Here is a 24,036-nt window from a genome sequence, read left to right on the forward strand (position 1 = left end):
GCCTATTCCTTCCGGCTGGCAAGCGCGTTGACGGCGGCGACCGCGATGGCCGAACCGCCAAGCCGCCCCTCCACCGCCATGGCCGGGCAGGGCGGGGCTGCCATCAGTGCGGCCTTCGATTCCGCCGCGCCGATGAAGCCGACCGGGCAGCCGATGATCGCGGCGGGCCGTGGTGTGGCAGGGTCCTCCAGCAGGTTCAGCAGGTGGAAAAGCGCGGTTGGCGCGTTGCCGATTGCGACGATCGCGCCTTCCAGATGCGGCCGCCACAGTTCGACCGCCGCAGCACTTCGGGTATTGCCCATGGCGCGTGCAAGCTCCGGCACCTCCGGGTCATGCAAGGTGCAGATGACCGCATTGCCCGCAGGCAGGCGCGGCCGGGTGATGCCCTCGCTGACCATGCGCGCATCGCAAAGGATGGGGGCACCCGCCTCCAGCGCCGCCCGCGCCGCCACCGCCATGCCGGGGGTGAAACGAATGTGCTGCTCCAGCCCCACCATCCCGGCGGCATGGATCATGCGCACGGCGACGACCTCCTCCTCGGGGGTGAAGCGCGCCAGATCGGCCTCGGCCCGGATGGTGGCGAAGGAATGCAGGTAGATCGTGGCGCCATCGGTTTCATAGAGGTGTGGCATCGGGGTCGCTCAGTCGTTCGGGCCGGGCCAGAAGCGCGGCGGCGGTGGTATGGGAAAGCGCCGGCGCATCGGCGCGGCCGTTGTGGATGAGGGCAAAGCCCTCGGGCGTGGCGGTCAGGGTCAGGGGGGCGGGGCCGGGATGGGCACACCCCTTGGCGCAGCCGGAGATATGGGTCAGCCGGTCCAGATGCGGTGCAAGTTGCCGGGCCAGATCACGGACCGGCCGATGCGCCTGCCCGCAACCGGGGGCGCCGGTGCAGGCGATGACGCCCAGCAGCGGGTCGGCCGGATCGGTGATCAGGCCGGGCAGGTCTGGCGCCTGATCGGCGCCCTCCACCAGCAGCATGCGCCAGGGCGTCACCCGCAGCGCGCCGGACCGCGCCAGCGTGGCAAGCGTTCCGGCCTCCATCTGCCCGAAGGCGAAGCCTACCAGCACGCCACCCGGCACCGGGCCGGGGCCGGGCTCAAATCCCTGCGCTGTGGTTTCGATCCCGAAGCCCGGCGGCAGGGCACCGCTGCGGATCAGTGCCGCCATCCGGCCGCGCCCGCCCTGCACCCCGCCCGAGGCCAGAAACCAGCGTGCCAGCGCCAGCGCCTCGGTTGCCGCCGTGTCCGGCGGAACCGGCTTCGCCAACGCTGTGCCATCGGGGCGCAACAGCAGCGCGCCGCCATGCCGCTCAATCCGAATGTCGGCGGCGGTGGCCTCCAGCACCCGCGCCGCGCCGGTATCGACCGCGAAGCCGAACTTTCCCGGCAGGTCCGGCGCATCCGGTGCAGCCAGAGCCGCCGTCAGATCCGCCGCGATGCGCAGCGTCAGCGCGTCGTGAAACGGCTGCACCACGATGTTGCGGCGCGTTTCGGTGGCCAGATCGGTGTCGATCAGCCCCAGCCCGCGCAAACCTTCCACCAGCGTGGCATGGCCGTCCTCGCGCACCCCGCGCAGCTGCACATTGGCCCGCGCCGAAAGGTCGATCCGCCCGTTGCCATGCGCGGGGGCCAGAGCGGCAATCCCAGCCGCCTGTTCCATGCTCAGCCGCCCCAGCCGGGGCCGCACCCGCACCACCAGCCCGTCGCCCGAGACCATCGGCCGCAACGCGCCGGGGCACCAGCCCTGAATGACCGGGTCTGGCCCCGGCGGCCTGCTTTCATCTTGGCCCAAATATCCTCGGGGGGAGGGGGCGTAGCCCCCGCGGGGGGCAGACAGCCCCCCGGCGACCGGGGCGCCTTTGCCGACGCCGCTCATGCCGCACCCTCCAGCCAGGCTGCGATGGAATTGCGCCGCGTCACCCACAGCCCTGCCGCATGCAGGGCGTGAAAGCGGTCGCGCAGCGCGGCCAAAGCCTCGGGGTTCTCGCGTTCCAGAAACGCCACCACCTCGGCCCGGCCCAGGGTTGCCTCGTGGCAGAGGTCGAACAGATGGCCCGGCACGGCGCGGGTCAGATGGGCGAAGGCAGCAAGGTGATCCACCGTCGCCACGATTTCCGCCGCGCCGCGAAAACCGTGGCGCATCATCCCCTCGGCCCAGCCCGCATGGGTGGCACGGGCGCGCACCACACGGGCGATCTCCTCGCCCAGCAGGCGGGCCTGCGGCCGGTCGGGGCGGGTGGCGTCCAGATGGTAAAGCGGCACGGTCCCGGCGCCCAGCCGCGCCAGTGCGGCGGCAAAGCCGCCCTCATGCGCGGCATGGTCGGCGGCCAGCAGCAGGTCGGTTTCGGGCAGATCCTGCACATGGGCGAAGCCCTCGGCCCCGCGCAGCCGCGCCTCCAGCGCTGCCCGATCGGGGGTCACCGCGCCCTGCGCGTCGATGGCCCATTCCGAGGCATTCAGCCATGCCTCGCCTGCCGCCGCGCGGGCGGCATCGGAATAATCCTCCAGCGCGGCGCCCATGCCGGTGCCGTAAAGCCCCGGCTTCGGGCCAAAGACTCGGGGGCCGGGGGCGGCGGCATAGGGGTTCTCGCCCTCGTCCCGGTCGGCCAGCGCGCCCACCGCCTGCTGGAACAATTGCGCCAACCCCGGAAAGACATCGCGGAACAGGCCCGACACCCGTAACGTCACATCGACGCGCGGGCGGCCCAGAAGGGCGGGTGGCACGATTTCGAACCCCGAAACGCGGGCCGAGCCTTCGTCCCAGCGCGGCGCCAGCCCGGCCAGATGCAGCGCCATGGCAAATTCCTCGCCCGCCGTGCGCATGGTGGCCGACCCCCAGAGGTCCACCACAAGCGCGCGCGGGTAATCGCCCTGATCCTGCAAATGCCGCCGGATCAGCTCTTCCGCCAGTTTCACCCCCTGCGCATGGGCGGCGCGGCTGGGCACGGCGCGCGGATCGACGGCATAAAGGTTGCGCCCCGTGGGCAGCACATCCAGACGTCCCCGCGCCGGGGACCCCGAAGGCCCCGGCGCCACATGCCGCGCATCCAGCGCCGTTAGCAGCCCCTCGGCCTCGCCCTTTGCCGTGCCATAGACATGCAGCCCCTCGCCATACTGGCTTTCCTTCACGTCGCAGACGAAACGGTCAATGCGCACCATCGCCTCGGCAGCCGAGGCATCGGGGGCAAGCCCCAGATCGGCCTCGACGCCCGCCGCCTGCGCCTCGGCCCGTAGATCGGTCACCAGCCGGTCGCGGCGCGCGGGGTCCAGCCCATCTGCGGTGGAATATTCGTCCAGCAGCCGCTCCAGCCGCAACAGGGCCGGGGGCGTGCCCGCCTGCGTCAGCGGCGGCGGCATATGGCCCAAGGTGACCGCACCGATGCGGCGCTTGGCTTGCGCCGCCTCGCCGGGGTCGTTGACGATGAACGGGTAGATCACTGGCAGATCACCCACCAGCGCCTCGGGCCAGCAGGCACCTGATTGCGCCACTGCCTTGCCGGGCAGCCATTCCAGCGTGCCATGCGCGCCGACATGGATCAGCGCATGAAGCCCCTGCGCCCGCAGCCACAGGTAGAAGGCCACATAACCATGGCAGGGCACGCGGCCGGTGTCGTGATATTCGCCATCGCGCAGCGCCGCCGTGCCGCGCTCCGGTTGCAGCGCCACCAGCGCCGCGCCCCGGCGCAGGGCGCGAAAGCGGAAGGACTGGCCGTCGCAAACCGGGTCATCCTCGGGCGCGCCCCATGTGGCGTGCAGCGCCGTTTGCAGCGGCGCAGGCAGGGCAGCCAGCGCGGCGCGATAATCTGTCAGCGGCCAATCGAGCGTTTCGGCCAGAAGCGCGCGGCCCAGGTCTGCACCTTGCGTCACCGTGTAGCCCGCGCCGCGGAGCGTTTCCACAATCGCCTCTGCCGAGGCCAGCGCATCCAGACCAACGGCATGGGCAAGGTTCCAGCCCTTGCCGGGATAGGTGGACAACACCAGCGCCAGCCGCCGTTCCGCCGCAGGCGTGGCGCCCAGCCGATAGCGCGCGGCAACCTTGTCGATCACCGCCGCCACGCGGTCCGCATCGGCGCGATGCACGAAGCGCGAGAATTGCAGCTCGGGGTCGCGGGGGCTGGGGTGTTTGAAGCTGACCACCCCGGCGAAGATCCGGCCATCGACCTCGGGCAGCACGACATGCATGGCCAGATCGGCGGGCGACAGCCCGCGTTCCGCCGCCGCCCAGTCCTTGCGGCGCGCTGTCGAAAGCGCCACCTGCCAGACCGGACAGCCGGGGGCATCCAGCGGCGAGTTACCAGCCTCGCCCCTGGCCGAGAAGGCGGTCGCGTTCACCACCGCCACCGGCTGCGCGGTGTGCAGCGCCTCGGTTACCAGCGCGGCATGCGGGCCCTTCAGCGAGGGGGCGAACAGGCCGAAGGCCCGCAAACCCCGCGCCCGTGCCGCACGGATCAGCGCGTCCACCGGGTCGGTATCAGCGGCGGTCAGGTAAGACCGATAGAAGGTGACGGCGATCAGTGGCGCTTCACCTTCTGGCAAGGCGATGACGCCCCGGTCAGGGCAATACCAGCCGCAATCGGGCAGGGTCTTGGCCCCCGCCACCGGCGCCATGTAAAGCCCCGCCGCCAGCGCCAGTTGCGCCAGCGCTGCCTGTGCTGCCACCGCGCCGCCCGCGTCGCACAGCACTGCCAAACGCCGCAAAGTGCCGGTGGGCAGGGTAGAGAGTTCGTCCAGCCGCGCATCCGGCCGCCCGTCGGCGGGCAGCACCGCCAGCGCGATGCCCTTGCGGCGGCACAGATCCTGCACCGAGGCGAGGCCATAGGGCCAGTAGCTTTCACCGCCGATCAACCGGACCAGAATGCCCTTCGCCCCGGACAGCGTCGCCTCGACATAGGTATCAACCGACACCGGATGGCGCAGCGCCACCAGATTGACCAGCCGCAGCGAAGGCACATCGCCCGCCGCTTTCGCCCGCTGCCATCCTGCCGCGAAAGCGCCAAGGTCGCTGTCGGAGAACGACAGCACCACCAGATCCGCCGGGCTTTGCCCCGGATCGAACGGCGTGTCGGTCTCCTCGAGCCCATGACTTTCGCGGAAGACGACATGCAAGGCTCAGCCCTCCAGCACGGCGCGGATGGCGGCTTCGTTCATCTTGTCATGCTCGGCGATGACCACCAGACGGGTCGCGCGCGGCGTGTCGCCCCATGGCCGGTCATATTGCGCCCGCACCCGCGCGCCCACGGCCTGCACCAGCATCCGCATCGGCTTGCCCGCCACGGCGACATAGCCCTTCACGCGCAGGATGTCCTGTTCGCGGGCCAGCCGGATGATCGCGGCTTGCAGCGCCTCAGGGTCCGCCACTTCACCCAGTTCGATCACCACCGTGTCGAAATCATCATGTTCATGGTCGTCATGGCCATCGTGATGGCTGGGCCGGGCGGCAAGGTCGTCTTCGGCCGCCGCATTCAGACCCAGCACGACACGCGGGTCCACCACACCTTCCGAAACAGGCAGGATCGGCAGCCTGCGCGGCGCCTCGGCCTCGATCACACCGCGCGCAGCGGCAAGCCCGGCCTCGCCCGCGAGGTCGGCCTTGGTCAGCAGCACCAGATCGGCGCAGGCGATCTGATCCTCGAACACCTCGGACAGCGGGGTTTCGTGGTCCAGACTGTCATCGGCGGCGCGCTGCGCCTCCACCGCCGAGACATCGGGGGCGAAACGCCCCGCCGCCACCGCCTCGGCATCGGCCAGCGCCACCACGCCATCCACCGTGATACGCGAGCGGATCGCGGGCCAGTCGAAGGCTTTCAGCAGCGGTTTCGGCAGCGCGAGGCCCGAGGTTTCGATCAGGATATGATCAGGGCGCTGCGGCATCGCCATCAGCGCCTCGATCGTCGGAATGAAATCCTCGGCCACGGTGCAGCAGATGCAACCATTCGCCAGTTCCACGATATTCTCGGCCGGGCAATTCGCATCGGCGCAGGATTTCAGGATCTCGCCATCCACGCCCACGGTGCCGAATTCATTGACCAGAACGGCCAGCCGCTTGCCCTGAGGGTTCTGCATAAGATGCCGGATCAGCGTGGTTTTGCCCGAACCCAGAAAGCCGGTGATCACGGTAACGGGGATTTTGGTCAGATCGGTCATTCGGCGGCTTCCTGTGTTGCGTCAGAAGGGAATGGGGGGATGCGGGCAAGGCATTGCTTGCGGAACACCTCGGGTCGCTCGCGCCAGGGCACAACGCCGTCAGCGGTCCTGGCATAGCGCGCGGCGCCGTCCAGAATGGCCGCGACATGGGTTTCGGGGTCCAGCCGGCCATAGACATAGGTCCATTTGCCGGGGGCAGAGAGTGCGACGGCACAGCCGTTGGAACAGGCTGACAGGCACTCGACCCCGACGATGCGCACGCCTTCCGGCACACCGGCCTGCGCCAGCGCCTCTTGCAGCATGGCACCGGGGCGCGGCGCGGCAGGGTCCACGCCCTCGCGCCGACAGGTCAGACAGACATGGAGCGTGGTCTGCGCCATTGGATCATCCCTTCCTTGGCAAAAGGGATGCAGGCGCGGAAGGGGTGACCGGCAGTCACCTCTGCCGGTCGCGGAACACCCCGTCCGCCCGTCAAACAAATCGCTGGCAGGTCTCCCGGCTTGCGGAGTGGATTTCTCCCCGACCCCGACCTTCCCGGCATCTTGCCAGTGGTATGGGGTCTCTCCGGTCACGGTCGCGGGGGCGGCTGCGCTTGGCCCTTGAGCCTGTCGCATTCCCTTTTCACCTGCCTCGCGGCAGGAACCAGCATGTCCCCGCTTGTGCCACATCCCCCGGCGAAGTCAAGCGTGTGCCGCGCCACTTTGGCGGGCAGGCGCGACATGGCGCGCGGCACACCCCGCCCGTCGCTTCGCGGCTTCCGGCGGGCGGAGGGCACGGTTATGGTGCCCCGCGAACAGGAGGATACGATGCAAGACACCGCCCCGCAGACCGAAGTTCTGGCCGAGAATCTGGCCCGCCACGCCGCCAAGATGGCGAAGAAGAAAGCCGCCCGTGACAAGATCATGGCGACGAAAGAGGGCGAAAAGGGGCTGGTCATCGTCCATACCGGCGCGGGCAAGGGCAAAAGCTCCAGCGGGTTCGGCATGATCCTGCGCTGTATCGCCCATGGGATGCCCTGTGCGGTGGTGCAGTTCATCAAGGGCGCCTGGGACACCGGCGAGCGGCGGCTGATCGAAGAGAATTTCGCCGGGCTCTGCCAGTTTCACGCCATGGGCGAGGGGTTCACCTGGGAAACCCAGGACCGCGCCCGCGACATCGCCATGGCGCGCAAGGGCTGGGAAAAGGCGAAAGAGCTGATCCGCGACCCGGAGATCCGCTTTGTGCTGCTGGACGAAATCAACATCGCGCTGCGCTACGATTATCTGCCGCTGGACGAGGTTCTGGCCTTCCTGCGCGACGAGAAACCGCCGATGACCCATGTCTGCCTCACGGGCCGCAATGCCAAGGAAGATCTGATCGAACTGGCCGATCTGGTGACCGAGATGACTCTGGTGAAGCATCCGTTCCGCTCGGGGATCAAGGGTCAGAAGGGCGTCGAGTTCTGACCGGCCGGGGAGGGGGCTCTGCCCCCGTCGCTGCGCGACTCCCCCGGGATATTTAAGGCCAAGATGAAAGCAACGAGATGTTAACCGAATCGCGGCAGGTTGAAGGGGCGGAACAGGGAGGGATCCCGATGGCCGTCCAAGGTGAAAGCGCCGCGTCTCTGCCGTGGAAACGGCCCGGGATGCGGCGCCCCCTTTCTGGTTCGCTTCCTGTCCACGGAGAGGCGCGATGACGGCGCTGATGATCCAGGGGGCAGGGTCGAATGTCGGCAAGTCGCTGCTGGTCGCGGGGCTTTGCCGGGCGGCGCGGCGGCGCGGGTTGAAGGTGGCGCCCTTCAAGCCGCAGAACATGTCGAACAACGCTGCCGTCACGGCGGACGGCGGCGAGATCGGGCGGGCGCAGGCGCTTCAGGCTCTGGCATGCGGGCTGGAGCCGGTGGTGGACATGAACCCGGTGCTGCTGAAGCCGGAAAGCGAGACCGGCGCGCAGGTGGTGGTGCAGGGGCGGCGGCTGACCACGACGCGGGCGGCGGATTATCCGGCGCTGAAGCCACGTCTGATGGGGGCAGTACAGGAAAGCTTTGCCCGCTTGCGGGCAGCGCATGATCTGGTGATCGTCGAGGGTGCGGGCAGCCCTGCCGAGGTCAATCTGCGCGCGGGCGACATCGCCAATATGGGTTTCGCGCGGGCGGCGGATGTGCCTGTGGTGCTGGCGGGCGATATTGACCGGGGCGGGGTGATCGCACAGATCATCGGCACACAGGCGGTGCTGGACCCGGAGGATGCCGCTATGATCGCGGGTTTCCTCATCAACAAGTTCCGGGGCGATGTGCGTCTGTTCGACGGCGGTTACCGGATGATCGCCGATCGCACCGGCTGGCGTGGGTTCGGGGTGTTGCCGTGGTTTGGCGATGCCGCGCGGCTGCCCGCCGAGGATGCGCTGGATCTGCCACATGCGCGCGGCGATGGCGCGCTGCATGTGGTTTGCCTCGCGCTGTCGCGGATCGCCAATTTCGACGATCTGGACCCGCTGGCGCAGGAGCCTGCCGTGCGGCTGACCCTGCTGCCGGCCGGGCAGCCCATTCCGGGCGACGCCGATCTGGTGATCCTTCCGGGCAGCAAATCGACGCGCGGTGATCTGGCCTTCCTGCGCGCACAGGGGTGGGACATCGACCTTGCTGCCCATGTGCGGCGCGGCGGGCATGTGCTGGGCATTTGTGGCGGCTATCAGATGCTGGGGCATGTGGTGCGTGATCCCGAGGGGATCGAGGGACCGGCGGGCGAAACGCCGGGTCTGGGGCTGCTGGACATCGAAACGGTGATGACCCCTGACAAGCGGCTGACCCGCACCCGCGCCACCCATGCCGCCACCGGCCTCGATGTCGAGGGGTATGAAATTCATATCGGGCGCAGCGACGGCCCGGCCCGCACCCGGCCGTTCGCCTTTGTCGAAGGCGCCCCCGAAGGCGCGGTTTCGGCCGATGGCCGTATCACTGGCAGCTATCTGCACGGGTTGTTCCGGGCCGATGCCTTCCGCACGGCCTTCCTGCGGGGTCTCGGGGCCACATCGGCGCTGGGCTATGAGGCCACGGTGGAGGCGACGCTGGACGCGCTCGCCGATCACATGGAGGCGCATCTGGACGTGCCGGGCCTGCTCGCGCTGGCGCGCTGACTTGCGCGCAGGGGGCGGTGCGGCTACCGATGGGCGGGAACAGGAGACCCGCATGACCGACCGCATCCCCGTCACCATCCTCACCGGCTTTCTGGGCGCCGGAAAGACCACGCTGCTGAACCGGCTGATGACCGAGCCGGGCTTTGGCGATACCGCTGTCATCGTCAATGAATTCGGTGCGGTGGATGTGGATGGCGGGCTGATGGAGGGCGTGGGTGACCGCGCCTTTGCCTCGTCCACCGGCTGCATCTGCTGCACGGTCTCGGGCGATGTGCGGCTGACGCTCCTGCGTCTGAAGGACGAGGCCGACAGCGGCAAGGGCCCGGCCTTCAGCCGCGTGGTGATCGAAACGACGGGCCTCGCCGATCCCGCGCCGGTCATGCAGACCTTCATGACCAATGACATCATGCTGGACAATTTCGTGCTGAACGGCGTGGTGACGGTGGTCGATGCCGCCAATGCGACCGAAGCGCTGGACCGATATGACGAGGCGCGGCGGCAGGTGGGCGTCGCGGACCTGCTGGTGATCTCGAAAACCGATCTGGCGGACCCGGCGCCGGTGGTTGAGCGTCTCACCAAGCTCGCCCCCAATGCCGGGGTGGTGACGGCCGTCGATCTGACTGCCGAACGGCTGTTTTCCATTGCCGCCTATGATGTTGCAGGTAAGCCGCCGGTGGTGGCGGAGTGGTTGCGGTTCGCAAGCACCGGCCATCACCACCACCATCACAGCGCCAATCACCACGGCGGCAGCGTCACCGCCTTCTGCTTCATGGCCGATCAGCCGATCGAGGCGAGCGTGATGCAGATGGCCATCGGCGCGTTGCAATCGACCTATGGCCCTGATCTTCTGCGCCTCAAGGGGCTGGTGGAATTGCAGGAACTGCCGGGGCGGCCCACGGTGTTCCATGCCGTGCAGCATATCCTCAGCCCGCCGCGCAGCCTGCCCGGATGGCCCGAGGGGATGGCGGGATCGCGGCTGGTGATCATTGCCGCCGGGCCCGGGCGCAACCAGTTGCCCGCAATGATGGCCAGCTTCCTGCCCGAGATGCGGCAGGTGGGTGAGGGCTGGTAGCCGATGTTCGCCCGCCACCGCCGCTTTGTCCTTGCCCTGATGCTTGGCGTGGCGCTGGGCGGTGCGGGCTGGCTCTGGGGGCTGAGTGCCGCGCGCGCCGTGCTGTTGGCGGCCGACAGCGCCTTTCTGGTCTATCTCGGGCTTGTCGGCCTGTTTCTGCGCGGCATGTCGCCCGAGGATCTGCGCCGCCATTCCGAACTGTCGGACGAGGGTGTTCCGCTGATCGCCGCGCTGGCGCTGGGCTCGGTCGGGCTGAGCCTTGGGGCGATCGCGCTGGCGATGAATCACGGCGGCCCTGTGGAGGTGGCGCTGGCCGTCGCCTCGGTCCCGCTGGGCTGGACCGTGCTGCATGTGCTGGCGGCCTTCCATTATGCCGCGCTTTGGTATGACAAGGGTGCGAAGGGTTTGAGCTTTCCGGGCAACCAGACCCCCGGCCCCTGGGATTTCCTGTATTTCAGCTTCACCGTGGGCATGACCGCGCAGGTCTCCGACGTGATCGTCGAACGCGCCGCCCTGCGCCGCCTTGTGCTGGCGCATGGCGTGGTGTCGTTCTTCTACAACACCGTCATTCTGGCGCTGGCGGTGAATGTGGCGGTGGGGTGAGGGGAAGCCCCCTCACACATCCAGCTCCTCCACGAACCGCGCGTTTTCCTGAATATACTGGAAGCGCAGTTCCGGTTTCTTGCCCATCAGCCGTTCGACCAGATCGCCGGTTTCGCCCGGTTCGTCCTCGTCGATGCTGACGCGGATCAGGGTGCGGGATTTGGGGTCCATCGTGGTTTCCTTCAGGTCCTTGGCGTCCATCTCGCCAAGTCCCTTGAAGCGTTGCACGTCGATCTTGCCCTTGCCGCCAAGGCCCTTTTCCAGCCAGTGCTCTTTTTCGGCGTCATTGGCGACGTAAAGCCGTTTGGCGCCCTGCGTCAGCCGGTAAAGCGGCGGGCAGGCGAGGTAGAGGTGGCCCTTGTCGATCAGCGGGCGCATCTGGGTGAAGAAAAAGGTCATGAGCAGGCTGGCAATGTGGGCGCCATCCACATCGGCGTCGGTCATGATGATGATCTTGTCATAGCGCAGGTCATCGGTGCGGAACTTCGTGCCCATGCTGACACCCAGCGCCTCGCAGATGTCGCGGATCTCGGCATTGTCGGCCAGTTTGTTCGAGGCTGCGCCCAGCACGTTCAGCACCTTGCCCCGCAGCGGCAGCAGCGCCTGATATTCGCGGTCGCGCGCGCCCTTGGCAGACCCACCGGCCGAGTCGCCCTCGACGATGAACAGTTCCGTCCCCTCGCGGCTCTTGGCGGAACAATCGGTCAGCTTGCCGGGCAGGCGCAGGCGTTTGGTGGCGGATTTGCGCTGCGTTTCCTTTTCCTGCCGGCGGCGTAGCCGTTCCTCGGCGCGCAGCACAAGGAAATCGAGGATCGCGCCCGCCGATTTGGTATCATTCGCCAGCCAGGTGTCGAAATGGTCGCGCACCGCGCCCTCGACCCATTTCGCGGCCTCCTCGGTGGACAGGCGGTCCTTGGTCTGGCCCACGAATTGCGGCTCGCGGATGAAGCACGACACCAGCGCGCAGCCGCCCGCCAGCAGGTCGTCGCGGGTAATCTGGTCTGCCTTGCGGTTCTTGACCAACTCGCCATAGGCGCGCACGCCCTTCAGGATTGCGGCCCAGAAGCCCGCCTCATGCGTGCCGCCCTCGGGCGTGGGCACGGTGTTGCAATAGCTGTGGATGAAGCCGTCGCGCGCGGGCGTCCAGTTGATCGCCCATTCAACCGAGCCGGGGACGCCGTATTTTTCGGTGAAGCTGACCTTCCCGGCGAAGGGCTTTTCCGAATAGGTTTCAACCTTTTGCAGGCTTTCGCTCAGGTAATCCGCCAAGCCGCCGGGGAAGTGGAAGGTGGCTTCCTGCGGGGTTTCGCCGTCGTCGATGGCGGATTTCCAGCGGATTTCCACGCCCGAGAACAGATAGGCCTTGGACCGCACCATCTTGAACAGCCGCGCGGGTTTCAGCTTCAGCGAGGCGAAGATGTCCGGGTCGGGGTGGAAGGTCACCGTGGTGCCGCGCCGGTTGGGGGCGGCGCCCAGCTTAACAATCGGCCCCTGCGGCACGCCGCGCGAGAAGCGCTGTTCGTAAAGCTCCTTGTTGCGGGCCACCTGCACGATCAGGGAATCCGACAGCGCATTCACCACGGATGAGCCGACGCCATTCAGGCCGCCCGAGGTCGAGTAAGCCTTGTTCGAGAATTTCCCGCCGGCGTGCAGCACAGTCAGGATGACTTCCAGCGCGGATTTTCCGGGGAATTTCGGATGCGGATCGACCGGCATGCCGCGCCCGTTGTCGCGGACGGTGACGGAATGATCCTCGTGCAGCTCGACCTCGATCCGGTTCGCGTGGCCCGCCACCGCTTCGTCCATCGAATTGTCGAGGATCTCGGCCACAAGGTGATGCAGCGCGCGTTCGTCGGTGCCACCGATATACATGCCGGGCCGCTTGCGCACAGGCTCCAGCCCTTCCAGCACCTCGATGGAGGAGGCGTTATACTCTTCAGGCTGGGCGGCGAACATGTCGGTGGGCATGGGCTGCTCGATTCCTCTTCGCGGGCTTCTTTGGTGCGGGATTAGACCATTCGGGCGGGCGGGGCGCAAGCTGTTGCGTCCCGCCCGTGACGTCACCGCAGTTTGTGGGTCTCAGGCCGGTTCCGCCGACCGCGCCTGCCACATGGCCTGAAACGCCGGCCGGGCCTGACAGCGGGCCAGCCAGCTGGCCGTGGCGGGATGCGCCTCCATCAGCGGCTTGTGGCCCTGGGCATAGCGCAGGCATTCGGCCACCATCAGATCGGCGACCGTGAACCGGTCTGACAGCCAGTCGCGGCCGGTCAGATGCGCCTCCAGCCGGGCAAGGCCGCGCGCCAGTTTTGCGGCCTCGGCCTCTACCACCTGCGGGTCCTGCGATTGCAGGATCGGCAGGGAATGCGGCTCGATGGCCGTGGCGGCGAACAGCGCCCAGTTTTCGCAGGCCGACAGCTCGGCCTCGTCCTTCGGCGCCAGAGGGCCACCGGCGCGGCGGGCCAGATGCAGGCAGATCGCAAGGCTTTCAGTCAGCACCAGATCGCCATCGACCAGCGCCGGGATCTGCCCGATGGGATTGACCGCCAGAAAACCGGGCGAGGCGGTATTCACCGGCGCATCCGGCGCACCGGGATCGGGCAGGCGATAGGCCTGGATCACCGGCACATGGGTATGTTCCATGCCGGTTTCCGCCAGAAGCCAAAGCGGGCGCGAGGCGCGGGAACGGTAGCAGCCGTAAAGCGTGATCAAGGGAACCTCCTGTCCGTGATGGTCTTTCATCCGATGCAGGACGAGATTCGGCAACAGGCTTGCCGGAATCGCGGAACCGGGGCAGGATGATCCAAGGCGCCGATATTTTGCGGCGTCTCAAATCTTTTGCATCTGACGAGGTTTTTCATGTCTGGCTTGTTTACGGTCGCCATCGCGGCCCTTGCGGCGCTGTTTTATCTGGCCGCCGCACTTTTACTGAAAGGTTGGGGGCAGATCCCGGTCTGGGTTACGGTCTCGGGCGTCGTGCTGACGCTGGTGATTGCCTCTTTGCTTGAGATGGAGGCGCTGCGCCGCGCCCGGTTCGCCGAGGTTGTCCTGCTGATCATCTGCACCGAGGTCACGCTGGCTTTGGCCCTGTCGCGATTCCTGTTCCACGACGGTTTTTCCGCCCTTGAGTTGTGTGGGATTGCCATGATGCTTGCGGGAATTGTGCTGCTGCTGACAGGGGCGGCTGCGCCGGTGCATGCGAATGACACCAAAGCGATGGAAAGACGGGCGGGGTGATTGCCGGACCGTAAAGCGCGCTTGCTTCGTTACGCACGATGCGCAAGCTTTCGAATATGACCGAACGTCCGCCCAAACCCCAGACCGCGCATTTCGCCGAGCGCGAGCAGAAGGCCGAGATCGTTGACCGTCTTTACGAGGTCGCGCTCGACCCGATCCGGCTTGAGGAATTGCTGGAAGTCTGGGAAGGCCGGGCCGCCCCGCTGCGCAGCGGGCCGCTGGATCATGCGGTGGTGCTGGACGATCCCGAGATCGACGCCCATGTCAGCCGGGCACGGGTGTTTCTGGATCGTTACGAGGCCACGCGCGAGGAGGGCGGTTATCGCCTGCTGCTGGATGACATTCCGCGTTCGGCCGCTTTCGTCAGTGACGGCGGGCCAAAGATCACCGCCTGCAACCGGCCCGCGCAACATGCTTTCGGGCTGTCCGACGGGGCGGCACTGACCGTGCTGCCCTTCGACGCCGAGGATGTGGATACGCTGCGCGCGGTGATCCGCAAGGTGGCGCTGGGTCTGGGCGAACAGGTGGCGACGCTGCGCATACGGTCGATCACCACCGGCAGCCCCGTCATCCTGCGCGTCAGTCGCATCGCGGCGCCCGGTCCGCATCCGCTGGCGCTGGTCATTTCGACCGAGCTTTACTGGCCCGAGGATTTCAGTGCGACGGTGCAGGAGGCGTTCGGTCTCACGTTGGCCGAGGTGGAAATCGTGCGCGGCATCACGCTTGGCATGCCGCTGAAAGACATCGCCGAACATCGCTGCCGCTCGATCGAGACGGTGCGCACTCAGGCGCGCTCGATCCTTGCCAAGACGGAGACGCACAGCCAGTCGGAACTGGTGCGCGTGGTGCTGGGGCTGATGGATGTGTCTTTCATCCCCACATCGGGCGTGCGCGCGGTGGCGGGCTCGGGTCTGCTGCGGGACGTGGAGTTTCACCAGATCCGCGGGCCCGACAGGCGCAAGCTGGAATATATCGAATTCGGCGCGCCGACCGGGGTGCCGGTGCTGTATATGCATCTGGACTACGGGCTGATCCGCTGGCCGGCCGAAGCCGAGCGGCAGGCCGGGCAGCGGGGTTTGCGCATCATCGTGCCGGTGCGGGCGGGCTATGGCCGCAGCGATCTGCACAGGCGCGGCACCGATCACGTTCAGGGCGTGGCCGAGGATTATGCCGCGGTGCTGGATCATCTGGATGTCGCGCGAGCGGCAGTGATTGCCCTTGGCGCCGATCTGCGCTTTGCGCTTGCGCTGGCCGATCTTCGGCCGGGGATGGTGTCGGGTGTCATCGGCTGTGCGGCGCAACTGCCGCTGCGCACTGCCGCGCAGTATGAGCGGATGGACAAGTGGCAGCGCTTCATCCTTGCCAATGCGCGCTATGCGCCGAAAGTGCTGCCGTTTCTGGTGCAGGCCGGGTTCAGCCTCGCGCGCAAGCTGGGCAAGGAAAAGTTCTTTGCGCAGGTCAATGGCGGCTCGCCCGCCGATATGGAAACCTTCGCCGATCCGCAGGTGCGCGAGGCGATGCTGGCCGGGTCCGAGATCTGTCTGGGCACGCGGCTTTCGGCGCACGAGGCTTTCACCCGCGAATGTATCAGCTCTGAACGTGACTGGTCGGCGCTGATCCGGGGCTGCAAGGTGCCGGTGCAACTGTTGCAGGGCGATCAGGACCCGCAGACGCCGGTGCAGACGATTCGGGAATTGATGGCAGACTACCCGCAGTTGCGTGTAGAGTTCATTCCCTCAACCGGGCAGTTGCTTTTCTTCCGTGAATGGCGGCAGATTCTGGACAGGTTGGTCGAATTTCTGCCTCGTTAACGCCGTTTTACCACAGATGGAGTATGCGGCACCGTGTCCTGCGGGGTAGCGTAAACCCATGACGTAAGCCTTTAGGACGGCGGTCATTTCAGGAAGTAAACCATTTATCCCCCACAAGGGCGGCAGGTCTGGGGCCTGCCGCCCTTCCTGTTTGTGCCGTGCTTGCCGGAGTGTCGCAAATCCGTTGCGCATCTGTCACATTCCTGACCGCTCTGCGCCGAATTGACGCGGATCAATGTGCGGGCTTGCCCGGTCGGAAAAGGTGCCCCCCGAAATCATGTAAAAAGGGAGCCCCTGTATGGAAGATATTGCAAGGATCACCGGAAACGATGCCGCCCCCGTTTCGGCTGCCCCCGCGCAGACGGCGGGTGTTTCCCCGGCAGAGGCTCCGCAGGATTTGGCCGCCACGCAACTTGCGGAACCCGTCGCCCCGGTGCTGGCTCATGGCCCGCGCCACTTTCCGCAGGCCGGGCAGGATGCCATCCGCGAGGCGTTTGAATCCGGCCGCTACCCCTATTCGCGCCCGATGGGGCGCGTGCCCTATGAAAAGCAGAAGGCGCTGTTGCAGGCCGAACTGCTGAAGGTGCAGATCTGGGCGCAGGAGACCGGGCAGAAATTCGTGGTGCTGATGGAAGGCCGCGATGCGGCCGGCAAGGGCGGCACCATCAAGCGGTTCATGGAACATCTGAATCCGCGCTATGCCCGTGTCGTGGCGCTGACCAAGCCCTCGGACAAGGAAAAGGGCGAATGGTTCTTCCAGCGCTACATCGAGCATCTGCCGACCGCCGGGGAAATCGTGTTCTACGACCGCAGCTGGTATAACCGCGCCGGGGTCGAACGGGTGATGGGCTTCTGTAGCCCTTCTGAATACCTCGAATTCATGCGGCAGGTGCCGGAGTTGGAGCGGATGCTGGTGCGCTCGGGCATCCGGCTTTACAAATACTGGTTCTCGGTCACGCGGGACGAACAGTTGCGCCGCTTCACCGCGCGCGAGACCGATCCGCTGAAGATGTGGAAACTGTCGCCCATCGACAAGGCGAGCCTCGACAAGTGGGATGACTATACCGAGGCGAAAGAGGCGATGTTCTTCTACACAGACACCGCCGATGCGCCATGGAACATCGTCAAGTCGAATGACAAGAAACGCGCGCGGCTGAACTGCATGCGGCATTTCCTTTCGACCATTGATTATCCGGGCAAGGATCTGTCGGTGATCGGCATACCCGATCCGCTGATCGTGGGGCGCGCCAGTCAGGTGATCGGCGGGGCGGGGCATATCCTCGACACCGCGCTGCCGCCGGATTTCCGCAAGGCGTTTGATGCCAGCAAGACGCCTGCCACCGCGCGGGCGCAGGAAGCTGCCGAAGGCTGATCCCGTGTCACCGCGCCCCTTGCCGGGGCGCGGCTTCGGCCTTACCCCGGAGGGGCAAGGATCGGAGGGTGTGCCATGTGGGACGAAAGATATGCGGCCGAGGGCTATCTGTTCGGCACCGAGCCGGCGGCTTTTCTGCCACGCGAGGCCGGGGTCTTGCCGCAGGGCGCGCGGGTTCTGTGCCTCGCGGATGGCGAGGGGCGCAATTCGGTCTGGCTGGCGGGGCAGGGCCATCGTGTGACGGCAATGGAGCAAAGCCCCGTCGCGCTGGAAAAGGCGCGCGCGCTGGCAGATGCACGGGGCGTGACAGTCGAGTTCTGCCAGTCGGGGATCGAGGGCTGGGACTGGGCGCAGCCCTTCGATGCGGTGGTCGGCATTTTCATCCAGTTCGCCCCGCCGCCGCTGCGTGCCCGTATCCATCAGGGCATCGCACGGGCCGTGATGCCGGGGGGACTTGTGCTGCTCCACGGCTACGCGCCCCGTCAGGTGAGTTACGGCACCGGCGGGCCGTCGAACCCCGAGAACATGTATCGGCTGGAGGATATGCGCACGGATTTCGCGGGCTGGCAGGTGATGCGGGCCGAGGATTACGATACCGAGATTTCCGAGGGGCGCGGCCATTCCGGCCGTTCTGCCCTTGTCGATTTCATCGCCCGCAAGCCGGGGCAGGTGGCATGAGGGCGGTTGCGCTCGCGTTGGCCGTAAGCCTGCCGCTTCCGGTGCTGGCGCATCCCCATGTCTGGATCGACACCGGGGTCGAGGTTCTGTTTGACGCCGAGGGGCGGGCCGAGGCGCTGCGCCTCACCTGGGTCTATGACGATTTCTATTCCATGGTGCTGGTCGAGGAACGCGGGCTGGACGCCGATCATGACGGCAATGCCACGGCGGCCGAAACCGCCGCGCTTCAGGGGTTCGACATGAACTGGGACACCGGCTTCAGCGGCGATACCTATCTGCTGTCGGGCGAGGCGCCGGTTCCCTTGGGGCCGCCTCAGGACTGGACCGCGAAATTCGAAGGCGGGCGGCTGACCTCGACCCATCTGCGCCGCATCGACCCGGCCCTGCCGCTGACGCAGCCGCTGCGCGTGCAGGCCTATGACCCGAGCTTTTACAACGCCTATACGATTGCCCTGCCGCCGACCTTTACGCCCGCGCTGCCGCAAGGCTGCAAGGCCGAGGTGCTGGCCCCCGATGCCACGGCGGCGAATGAACAGCTTCTGGCGGCGCTGGCTGAATATGGTGCCGATCAGGATGTGGAGGCCGATTTCCCGGCGGTGGGCGCCAATTTCGCCGATGAACTGGTGGTGACATGCGGCGCGGAGTGATCCTGTTCGCGGCCCTTCTGGCGCTGGGCCTGCTGGCACTGTGGCTTGGTGGCGGTTTCACGGCGCTGCGGCTTTGGGCGCTGGCCGGTGCGCGTGAGGTCCAGCAGCAGATGGCGGGCGCGGTGCGCGGCATCGCCACCGGCGCGCCCGGCGCGCTGGCGGGGTTGCTGGCGGTCTGCTTCGCCTATGGCTTCTTCCATGCGGCGGGGCCGGGGCATGGGAAAATGCTGATCGGCAGCTATGGCATGGCGCGGCGCGTCTCGCTGATCCGGCTGGCGGTGCTGGCGCTGGTGTCGAGCCTTGCGCAGGCCACGGTCGCGGTCGTTCTGGTTTATGCGCTGATGGTGGGCCTTGGCTGGGCGCGGACGCAGATTGAAGGCGTGACCCAGACCGTTCTGGCCCCGGTCAGCCATGCGATGATCCTCGGTATCGGGCTGTGGCTCGTCTGGCGCGGCGTGGCGCATTGGCGGGGGCAGGCGCATCGCCATCACGACCATCATCATTCCCATGGCCCGGATTGTGGCTGCGGCCATGCCCATGGCCCGACCCCGGAACAGGTGGCGCAGCTTTCCGGCTGGCGCGATGCCGCCGCGCTGGTGGCGGGGATCGCCTTGCGCCCCTGTTCCGGCGCGCTGTTCCTTCTGGTGCTCAGTTGGCAGATGGGCATCGCCGCCGCCGGGGTGGCCGGGGTCTATGCCATGGGCATCGGCACGGCCACGGTGACGGTAGCTGTCGCCGCCTCGGCCTACTTCCTGCGCGAGGGCGCTTTCGAGGGGCTGTCAGGCGGCAGGCTGGCCCGTGCGGTGCCGATGATCGAGATCGCGGTGGGCCTTGTGGTCGCCATCGTCTCGGCCGGGTTGCTGACATCCGCCCTCTGACTAAAATTGCGGCATCTTGCCGCGGCCTTGACCAGTTGGTAAAGCGAAGGCATGACCCGGCTTCTTTCCCCCGCCACGCATCTGCGTGCCCTTCTGGCGCTTGGCCTGCCCCTGGTCGGCAGCCATCTGGCGCAGATGCTGCTGCATGTGGTCGATACCGTCATCGTCGGCTGGTATGGCGTGGCCGAACTGGCGGCGGTGGTCATCGGCGGGTCGTGCTTCTTCGTCGTCTTCGTTCTGGGCGCGGGCTTTGCGCAGGCCGTCATGCCGCTTGTGGCGCAGGCCATCGGCCGCGGCGACGAAACCGAGGTGCGCCGGGCCACCCGCATGGGGCTCTGGCTGTCCATCGGCTGCGGCCTCATTGCCTATCCGCTGTTCTGGTGGGCCGAGCCGATCCTGCTGGCGGCGGGCCAGAAGCCCGAGGTCGCGGCACTGGCGCGGGATTTCCTGCGCATCGCCGGGCTTGGCCTTGCGCCTGCGCTGCTGGTCATGGCGCTGAAAAGCTACCTCGCCGCGCTGGAGCGCACGCAGGTCGTGCTCTGGCTGACGCTGGGCGCGGTCTTCGTGAATGGCGCGCTGTGCTATGCGCTGGTTTTCGGCCATTGGGGGGCGCCGGAAATGGGCGTCGCCGGGGCGGGGCTGGCCTCGGCGCTGGTGCAGGGTCTGACCTGCGCGGCGCTGGCGCTTTACGCGGGATGGCTGCCCGAGCTGCGGCGCTTTAACCTTTTCCAGCGGTTCTGGCGGCCAGACTGGCACGCCATGGCGCTGGTGTTCCGACTTGGCTGGCCCATCGGGCTGACCGGGCTGGCCGAAAGCGGGCTGTTTCAGGCCACCGCGCTGATGATGGGCTGGATCGGCACCGTGCAACTGGCTGCGCATGGCATCGCCATGCAGGTGACGGCGCTGGGGTTCATGCTGCATCTGGGCCTGTCGAATGCGGCCACCGTGCGCACCGGCCGCTTTGCCGGGGCGGGCGACTGGGGCAACCTGCGGCGTGGCGCGCTGGTGGCCATCGCCATTTCCGCCGCCGTCGGGCTGGCGCAGGTGGCCCTGTATCTCAGCTACCCTGAACCCATCGTCGGGCTGTTCATCGACCACGCCAACCCCGAGGCGGCCGAGATCATCGCCTTCGGCAGCCTGCTGCTGGCCTTCGCGGCGGCGTTCCAGCTTGCCGATGCGGCACAGGTTCTGGCGCTGGGCTTCCTGCGTGGCGTGCATGACACCCGCGTGCCGATGTGGATCGCCAGCTTCGCCTATTGGGCGGTGGGGATCCCGACCTCGTGGTTCCTCGCCTTCCGGGCGGGACTGGGAGGCACCGGCCTGTGGCTCGGGCTGGTCATCGGCCTCGTGATCGCCTCGGCCCTGCTGATGTGGCGCTTCTGGAGCCGCGTGCCCCGTCCGGTGTAAGGGAACGGGCGCCGTTCGGGGGCAGGAGCGGTTTGAACTCTTGGCTGCCGGTCGGGAAAATCGTTTTAGTGTAGATGCATTTTCCTGCCGGACTGCTGTCAGACCCTTGCACAGATAGCACTTTTGCAAAGGCAGATTTCTGGGACCTTCTTTGTTCAGAGTCAGACCGGACTACGCTGCTCTCTATGTCCGCTTGCGTCTCGCCATGCGCGCAGTTCCGCGACAGCCAACTCTATCGCGCAGTCAGGCTCACCCCTCCGCCGCTTCCTCGCCCGCGGCTTTCAGCAGGCGTTCGGCCTTCTTGCGCACCAGAACCGAGCGCAGGTCGTGCATGGCCAGCAGCAGGGCGTCGGTTACTTCGTCCAGTTGTGCGTCACTGGCTTTCGATTGCACCCATTGCGTCGTGATGTTCAGGTAGTCCACGGCGCGGTGGATGTCGTCGATGTCGCGGCGTGCGAGCAGGGCGCTGCGCTCGGCCATCCAGTTGCGGATCACCTGCATTTCGGCATCCGAAAGCTTGCGGTCGCCATGCGGCTTCACATTGCCGTTCTTGATGTTGATGGTGGCGATTTCATCCATGTCGATGCGGCGCTGCCGGTTCTCGGTATCGACCTTGAACACCACGGCGCCGTTTTCGCGGATGCGGAAATAATAGTCCGGCAGGTCGCCCGCCATGTCAGCCCCCATTCCCCATGCAGCGCAGCAGCGAGCCATCCGCATCCACCAGCGCAAACATACGCGGCGCTTCGCCGGGTTGAAAGAAGCCGGTCTGCCGCGGGATGGCGCGATGATCGCCGGGCAGGCCAAGCGCCTTCCATTCTGCATGCAGCGCGTCGGGATCATCGACCCGGATGCAGGCGGAAAACCAGCTTTCGCCGGGCACCAGATCGGGATGCGGAAAGAACTCCAGCTCCAGCCCGCCGCGTTTCAGGATCATCCAGCCTTCGTCCCGCCACTGGCGGGTGAACCCCAGCCGCGCATAGAAGGCTTCGGTCGCGCCGAAGTCGCGGCTGGGCAGATTGGCGGTGATCCGGTCGGCCATGCGGTTCCTTACTTCAACCCCTCACAGAACGCCTTGATGCGGGTGCAGGCCTCGCGCAAAGCCTCGTCCGAGGTAGCGTAGCTGACGCGGAAGTTTGGCGAAAGCCCGAAGGCCGCGCCAAAGACCACGGCGACGCCGGTTTCCTCCAGCAGGGCGGTGGCGAAAGCCTCGTCATCCACGATATGCGCGCCGCCCGCGCTGGTCTTGCCGATGCAGCCCGCGATGTCGGGATAGACATAGAAGGCGCCCTCGGGCTTCGGGCAGGTAATGCCGGGGCAGGTGTTCAGCATCGAGACCACCAGATCGCGGCGACGCTGGAACAGCGCCTTGTTTTCCGTCAGGAACTCCTGCGGTCCGGTCAGCCCCTCCAGCGCGGCATACTGGCTGACCGAACAGGGGTTGGAGGTCGATTGCGACTGCACCTTGGCCATGGCCTTGATCAGTTCCACCGGACCAGCGGCATAGCCGATGCGCCAGCCGGTCATCGCATAGGCCTTGGAGACGCCATTGCAGGTCAGCGTGCGGTCATAAAGGCCCGGTTCGATCTGGACAGGCGTCACGAATTCGAAATCGTCGAACACCAGATGTTCATACATGTCATCCGACATGATCCAGACCTGCGGATGGCGCATCAGCACATCGGTCAGCGCTTTCAGCTCGTCATGGCTGTAGCCCGCCCCGGTGGGGTTGGAGGGCGAGTTGAAGATGAACCACTTGGTTTTCGGTGTGATCGCTGCCTCAAGCTGTGCGGCGGTGATCTTGAAATCGTTCTCCAGCGTGGCGACCACCGGAACGGGCGTGCCGCCCGCCAGCAGGACCATGTCGGGATAGCTGACCCAATAGGGCGCCGGAATGATGACCTCGTCGCCCGGATTGCAGGTGGCAATCAGCGCATTGTAAAGGATCTGCTTGCCGCCGGTGCCGACGCTGATCTGGTTCGGCGCGTATCTCAGGCCGTTCTCCCGCTCGAACTTGGCGCAGATCGCCTTCTTCAGCTCGGGGATGCCATCGACGGCGGTGTATTTCGTCTTGCCCTCGTCAATGGCGCGCTTGGCGGCATCCTTGATGTTCTGCGGCGTGTCGAAATCGGGTTCCCCCGCGCCAAGGCCGATCACGTCGCGCCCGGCCGCCTTCAGCTCCGCCGCCTTGGTGGTGACCGCGATGGTGGGCGAGGGTTTCACGCGGGCAAGGGTATCGGACAGGAAGGCCATGACAGGAATCCGGGCTGAAGGGTTGGAATTGTTGCCGCTTTCTCTTAGGGTGCGCCCCCCGGTCTATCAAGCGCTATCAGAAGAAGGAGAGGCAAGATGACGGAAACCGAAACCCAGGGCTGGTTCAGCGAGGAAACCGCGACTTTTGGCGACCGCGTGACAGGCGCGCGCGAGGCAGCGGGCATGACGCAGGACGAGCTTGCCAAGCGGCTTGGCGTGAAGCTGAAAACCGTGCAGGCATGGGAAAACGACATGCTGGAGCCGCGCGCCAACCGGCTTCAGATGATGGCGGGAATGCTGAATGTCTCGCTGGTCTGGCTGCTGACGGGCGAGGGCGAGGGGCCGGACGGCCCGGTCGTCGAACGCAGCGCGGAAACCGAGGCGCGGCGCGCGCTGTCCGAACTGGGCCGCATCCGTGCGCAGGCCCTTGCCCTTGCGCGCGATCTCGGCCAGATGGAGCGCAGGATGAAAGCCCTGATGGAAGCGAGCGCCCGATGACCGAAACGGCCGAAGCCCGTCTGAAGCGGATGTTGATGCGCAGCTGGCGCCGCGGCACCAAGGAAATGGACCTTGTGCTTGGCCCCTATGCGGAGGCGCATCTGGCGGCGATGGATGCCGCCACGCTGGATCTTTACGACGCGCTTCTGGCCGAGAACGATCAGGATCTGCTGCCCTGGGTTCTGGGGCAGCAACCTTCGCCGCCACGCTTTGCCGCGCTGATCGGCCATATCGGCGATTACGCCCGTCAGCGGCTGCAACCGGGGCGCTGAGGACCGCCGGAGAAAACGCCTAAAATTGCGTCGGTTTTCCGCAGCAATTTACGC

Annotated in this window: 23 protein-coding genes and 1 riboswitch; of the genes, 13 read left to right on the plus strand and 10 right to left on the minus strand. The window is 66.7% G+C overall.

From position 1 onward, the window contains the following. Positions 1 to 2 precede the first annotated feature (2 nt). From D2N39_RS12095 to D2N39_RS12115, 5 genes are all read right to left on the minus strand, one after another. On the minus strand, positions 3 to 632 hold the full coding sequence (locus D2N39_RS12095) for a precorrin-8X methylmutase (protein ID WP_119135050.1): 630 nt from the start codon (positions 630 to 632) through the stop codon (positions 3 to 5). Then, positions 616 to 1,791, minus strand: a complete 1,176-nt coding sequence (cobG, locus tag D2N39_RS12100; RefSeq protein WP_267899577.1) for a precorrin-3B synthase — start codon at positions 1,789 to 1,791, stop codon at positions 616 to 618. Before cobG ends, D2N39_RS12095 begins: the two co-directional genes overlap by 17 nt. 80 nt (positions 1,792 to 1,871) lie before the next feature. After that, positions 1,872 to 5,105 carry a cobaltochelatase subunit CobN gene (gene cobN, locus D2N39_RS12105; RefSeq protein WP_119135052.1) on the minus strand — a complete coding sequence of 1,078 codons (3,234 nt, stop codon included), beginning with the start codon at positions 5,103 to 5,105 and terminating at the stop codon, positions 1,872 to 1,874. Between the two features lie 3 nt (positions 5,106 to 5,108). Then, positions 5,109 to 6,143 carry a cobalamin biosynthesis protein CobW gene (gene cobW / locus D2N39_RS12110; protein ID WP_119135053.1) on the minus strand — a complete coding sequence of 345 codons (1,035 nt, stop codon included), beginning with the start codon at positions 6,141 to 6,143 and terminating at the stop codon, positions 5,109 to 5,111. After that, positions 6,140 to 6,523 (minus strand): DUF1636 family protein, encoded by a 384-nt coding sequence (locus tag D2N39_RS12115; RefSeq protein ID WP_119135054.1) that lies wholly within the window; start codon positions 6,521 to 6,523, stop codon positions 6,140 to 6,142. The genes cobW and D2N39_RS12115 overlap by 4 nt, the downstream gene beginning before the upstream one ends. 88 nt (positions 6,524 to 6,611) lie before the next feature. After that, a riboswitch (cobalamin riboswitch) is annotated at positions 6,612 to 6,805 on the minus strand. Positions 6,806 to 6,949: 144 nt separating this feature from the next. Between D2N39_RS12115 and cobO the strand changes: the two genes are divergently transcribed. The 4 genes from cobO to D2N39_RS12135 all read left to right on the plus strand — a co-directional run bounded on the left by cobO (position 6,950) and on the right by D2N39_RS12135 (position 10,932). Then, positions 6,950 to 7,588 (plus strand): cob(I)yrinic acid a,c-diamide adenosyltransferase, encoded by a 639-nt coding sequence (gene cobO, locus D2N39_RS12120; RefSeq protein ID WP_119135234.1) that lies wholly within the window; start codon positions 6,950 to 6,952, stop codon positions 7,586 to 7,588. A 226-nt stretch (positions 7,589 to 7,814) separates the two neighbouring features. Next, entirely contained in the window at positions 7,815 to 9,257 is a 1,443-nt protein-coding gene (locus D2N39_RS12125) for a cobyric acid synthase (protein ID WP_119135055.1), read from the plus strand. A gap of 52 nt (positions 9,258 to 9,309) precedes the next feature. After that, on the plus strand, positions 9,310 to 10,329 hold the full coding sequence (locus D2N39_RS12130; protein ID WP_158589817.1) for a CobW family GTP-binding protein: 1,020 nt from the start codon (positions 9,310 to 9,312) through the stop codon (positions 10,327 to 10,329). Positions 10,330 to 10,332: 3 nt separating this feature from the next. Then, complete coding sequence (locus tag D2N39_RS12135; protein ID WP_119135057.1) at positions 10,333 to 10,932, plus strand: DUF1345 domain-containing protein; 600 nt, start codon at positions 10,333 to 10,335, stop codon at positions 10,930 to 10,932. 12 nt (positions 10,933 to 10,944) lie between these two features. Here the strand turns inward: D2N39_RS12135 and parE are convergent, their stop codons facing one another. Together parE and D2N39_RS12145 are read right to left on the minus strand one after the other, a co-directional pair. Further along, positions 10,945 to 12,900: a DNA topoisomerase IV subunit B gene (gene parE, locus D2N39_RS12140; RefSeq protein WP_119135058.1), complete on the minus strand. Its 1,956-nt coding sequence runs from the start codon at positions 12,898 to 12,900 to the stop codon at positions 10,945 to 10,947. 111 nt (positions 12,901 to 13,011) lie between these two features. Further along, positions 13,012 to 13,641, minus strand: a complete 630-nt coding sequence (locus tag D2N39_RS12145; protein WP_119135235.1) for a glutathione S-transferase family protein — start codon at positions 13,639 to 13,641, stop codon at positions 13,012 to 13,014. Positions 13,642 to 13,788: 147 nt separating this feature from the next. Between D2N39_RS12145 and D2N39_RS12150 the strand changes: the two genes are divergently transcribed. From D2N39_RS12150 to D2N39_RS12180, 7 genes are all read left to right on the plus strand, one after another. Next, complete coding sequence (locus D2N39_RS12150; protein ID WP_119135059.1) at positions 13,789 to 14,166, plus strand: hypothetical protein; 378 nt, start codon at positions 13,789 to 13,791, stop codon at positions 14,164 to 14,166. 56 nt (positions 14,167 to 14,222) lie between these two features. Continuing rightward, positions 14,223 to 15,977, plus strand: a complete 1,755-nt coding sequence (locus D2N39_RS12155; RefSeq protein ID WP_147373480.1) for a LuxR C-terminal-related transcriptional regulator — start codon at positions 14,223 to 14,225, stop codon at positions 15,975 to 15,977. Positions 15,978 to 16,275: 298 nt separating this feature from the next. Then, the gene (ppk2, locus tag D2N39_RS12160) at positions 16,276 to 17,349 is read left to right on the plus strand and encodes a polyphosphate kinase 2 (protein WP_119135061.1); all 1,074 of its coding nucleotides are present in this window, start codon (positions 16,276 to 16,278) and stop codon (positions 17,347 to 17,349) included. A 75-nt stretch (positions 17,350 to 17,424) separates the two neighbouring features. After that, a complete protein-coding gene (locus tag D2N39_RS12165) occupies positions 17,425 to 18,027 on the plus strand; it encodes an SAM-dependent methyltransferase (protein ID WP_119135062.1) in 603 nt (200 codons plus the stop codon). Beyond that, the gene (locus tag D2N39_RS12170) at positions 18,024 to 18,674 is read left to right on the plus strand and encodes a DUF1007 family protein (protein WP_119135063.1); all 651 of its coding nucleotides are present in this window, start codon (positions 18,024 to 18,026) and stop codon (positions 18,672 to 18,674) included. Before D2N39_RS12165 ends, D2N39_RS12170 begins: the two co-directional genes overlap by 4 nt. Next, a complete protein-coding gene (locus D2N39_RS12175) occupies positions 18,659 to 19,552 on the plus strand; it encodes a nickel/cobalt transporter (protein ID WP_119135064.1) in 894 nt (297 codons plus the stop codon). The genes D2N39_RS12170 and D2N39_RS12175 overlap by 16 nt, the downstream gene beginning before the upstream one ends. Positions 19,553 to 19,603: 51 nt before the next feature. Continuing rightward, on the plus strand, positions 19,604 to 20,959 hold the full coding sequence (locus D2N39_RS12180) for an MATE family efflux transporter (RefSeq protein WP_119135065.1): 1,356 nt from the start codon (positions 19,604 to 19,606) through the stop codon (positions 20,957 to 20,959). A gap of 249 nt (positions 20,960 to 21,208) precedes the next feature. Here D2N39_RS12180 and D2N39_RS12185 read toward each other — a convergent pair whose 3' ends face one another. From D2N39_RS12185 to D2N39_RS12195, 3 genes are read right to left on the minus strand one after another with little or no spacing between them, the layout of a single operon-like run. Then, a complete protein-coding gene (locus tag D2N39_RS12185; protein WP_119135236.1) occupies positions 21,209 to 21,634 on the minus strand; it encodes a hypothetical protein in 426 nt (141 codons plus the stop codon). Between the two features lies 1 nt (position 21,635). After that, entirely contained in the window at positions 21,636 to 22,001 is a 366-nt protein-coding gene (locus D2N39_RS12190; protein WP_119135066.1) for a bleomycin resistance protein, read from the minus strand. A gap of 8 nt (positions 22,002 to 22,009) precedes the next feature. Continuing rightward, entirely contained in the window at positions 22,010 to 23,212 is a 1,203-nt protein-coding gene (locus D2N39_RS12195; RefSeq protein WP_119135067.1) for a pyridoxal phosphate-dependent aminotransferase, read from the minus strand. A 96-nt stretch (positions 23,213 to 23,308) separates the two neighbouring features. On the opposite strand from D2N39_RS12195, the gene D2N39_RS12200 reads away from it, so the two are divergent. After that, the gene (locus tag D2N39_RS12200) at positions 23,309 to 23,710 is read left to right on the plus strand and encodes a helix-turn-helix domain-containing protein (RefSeq protein WP_119135068.1); all 402 of its coding nucleotides are present in this window, start codon (positions 23,309 to 23,311) and stop codon (positions 23,708 to 23,710) included. Beyond that, entirely contained in the window at positions 23,707 to 23,982 is a 276-nt protein-coding gene (locus D2N39_RS12205; protein WP_119135069.1) for an FAD assembly factor SdhE, read from the plus strand. The genes D2N39_RS12200 and D2N39_RS12205 overlap by 4 nt, the downstream gene beginning before the upstream one ends. Positions 23,983 to 24,036: the final 54 nt, after the last annotated feature.

Source organism: Gemmobacter lutimaris, from assembly GCF_003570715.1.
Classification (GTDB): Bacteria; Pseudomonadota; Alphaproteobacteria; order Rhodobacterales; family Rhodobacteraceae; genus Gemmobacter; species Gemmobacter lutimaris.

What these genes read in the sequence shown, in the direction of transcription:
- D2N39_RS12130 (WP_158589817.1), top strand. Translation starts at nt 9,310, where the DNA reads ATGACCGACCGCATCCCCGTCACCATCCTCACCGGCTTTCTGGGCGCC.
- D2N39_RS12175 (WP_119135064.1), top strand. Translation starts at nt 18,659, where the DNA reads ATGCGGCGCGGAGTGATCCTGTTCGCGGCCCTTCTGGCGCTGGGCCTG.
- parE (WP_119135058.1), bottom strand. Translation starts at nt 12,900, where the DNA reads ATGCCCACCGACATGTTCGCCGCCCAGCCTGAAGAGTATAACGCCTCC.
- D2N39_RS12205 (WP_119135069.1), top strand. Translation starts at nt 23,707, where the DNA reads ATGACCGAAACGGCCGAAGCCCGTCTGAAGCGGATGTTGATGCGCAGC.
- D2N39_RS12170 (WP_119135063.1), top strand. Translation starts at nt 18,024, where the DNA reads ATGAGGGCGGTTGCGCTCGCGTTGGCCGTAAGCCTGCCGCTTCCGGTG.
- D2N39_RS12095 (WP_119135050.1), bottom strand. Translation starts at nt 632, where the DNA reads ATGCCACACCTCTATGAAACCGATGGCGCCACGATCTACCTGCATTCC.
- D2N39_RS12200 (WP_119135068.1), top strand. Translation starts at nt 23,309, where the DNA reads ATGACGGAAACCGAAACCCAGGGCTGGTTCAGCGAGGAAACCGCGACT.
- cobO (WP_119135234.1), top strand. Translation starts at nt 6,950, where the DNA reads ATGCAAGACACCGCCCCGCAGACCGAAGTTCTGGCCGAGAATCTGGCC.
- D2N39_RS12115 (WP_119135054.1), bottom strand. Translation starts at nt 6,523, where the DNA reads ATGGCGCAGACCACGCTCCATGTCTGTCTGACCTGTCGGCGCGAGGGC.
- D2N39_RS12165 (WP_119135062.1), top strand. Translation starts at nt 17,425, where the DNA reads ATGTGGGACGAAAGATATGCGGCCGAGGGCTATCTGTTCGGCACCGAG.
- D2N39_RS12125 (WP_119135055.1), top strand. Translation starts at nt 7,815, where the DNA reads ATGACGGCGCTGATGATCCAGGGGGCAGGGTCGAATGTCGGCAAGTCG.
- cobW (WP_119135053.1), bottom strand. Translation starts at nt 6,143, where the DNA reads ATGACCGATCTGACCAAAATCCCCGTTACCGTGATCACCGGCTTTCTG.
- D2N39_RS12185 (WP_119135236.1), bottom strand. Translation starts at nt 21,634, where the DNA reads ATGGCGGGCGACCTGCCGGACTATTATTTCCGCATCCGCGAAAACGGC.
- D2N39_RS12195 (WP_119135067.1), bottom strand. Translation starts at nt 23,212, where the DNA reads ATGGCCTTCCTGTCCGATACCCTTGCCCGCGTGAAACCCTCGCCCACC.
- D2N39_RS12150 (WP_119135059.1), top strand. Translation starts at nt 13,789, where the DNA reads ATGTCTGGCTTGTTTACGGTCGCCATCGCGGCCCTTGCGGCGCTGTTT.
- D2N39_RS12155 (WP_147373480.1), top strand. Translation starts at nt 14,223, where the DNA reads ATGACCGAACGTCCGCCCAAACCCCAGACCGCGCATTTCGCCGAGCGC.
- D2N39_RS12190 (WP_119135066.1), bottom strand. Translation starts at nt 22,001, where the DNA reads ATGGCCGACCGGATCACCGCCAATCTGCCCAGCCGCGACTTCGGCGCG.
- D2N39_RS12180 (WP_119135065.1), top strand. Translation starts at nt 19,604, where the DNA reads ATGACCCGGCTTCTTTCCCCCGCCACGCATCTGCGTGCCCTTCTGGCG.
- D2N39_RS12135 (WP_119135057.1), top strand. Translation starts at nt 10,333, where the DNA reads ATGTTCGCCCGCCACCGCCGCTTTGTCCTTGCCCTGATGCTTGGCGTG.
- ppk2 (WP_119135061.1), top strand. Translation starts at nt 16,276, where the DNA reads ATGGAAGATATTGCAAGGATCACCGGAAACGATGCCGCCCCCGTTTCG.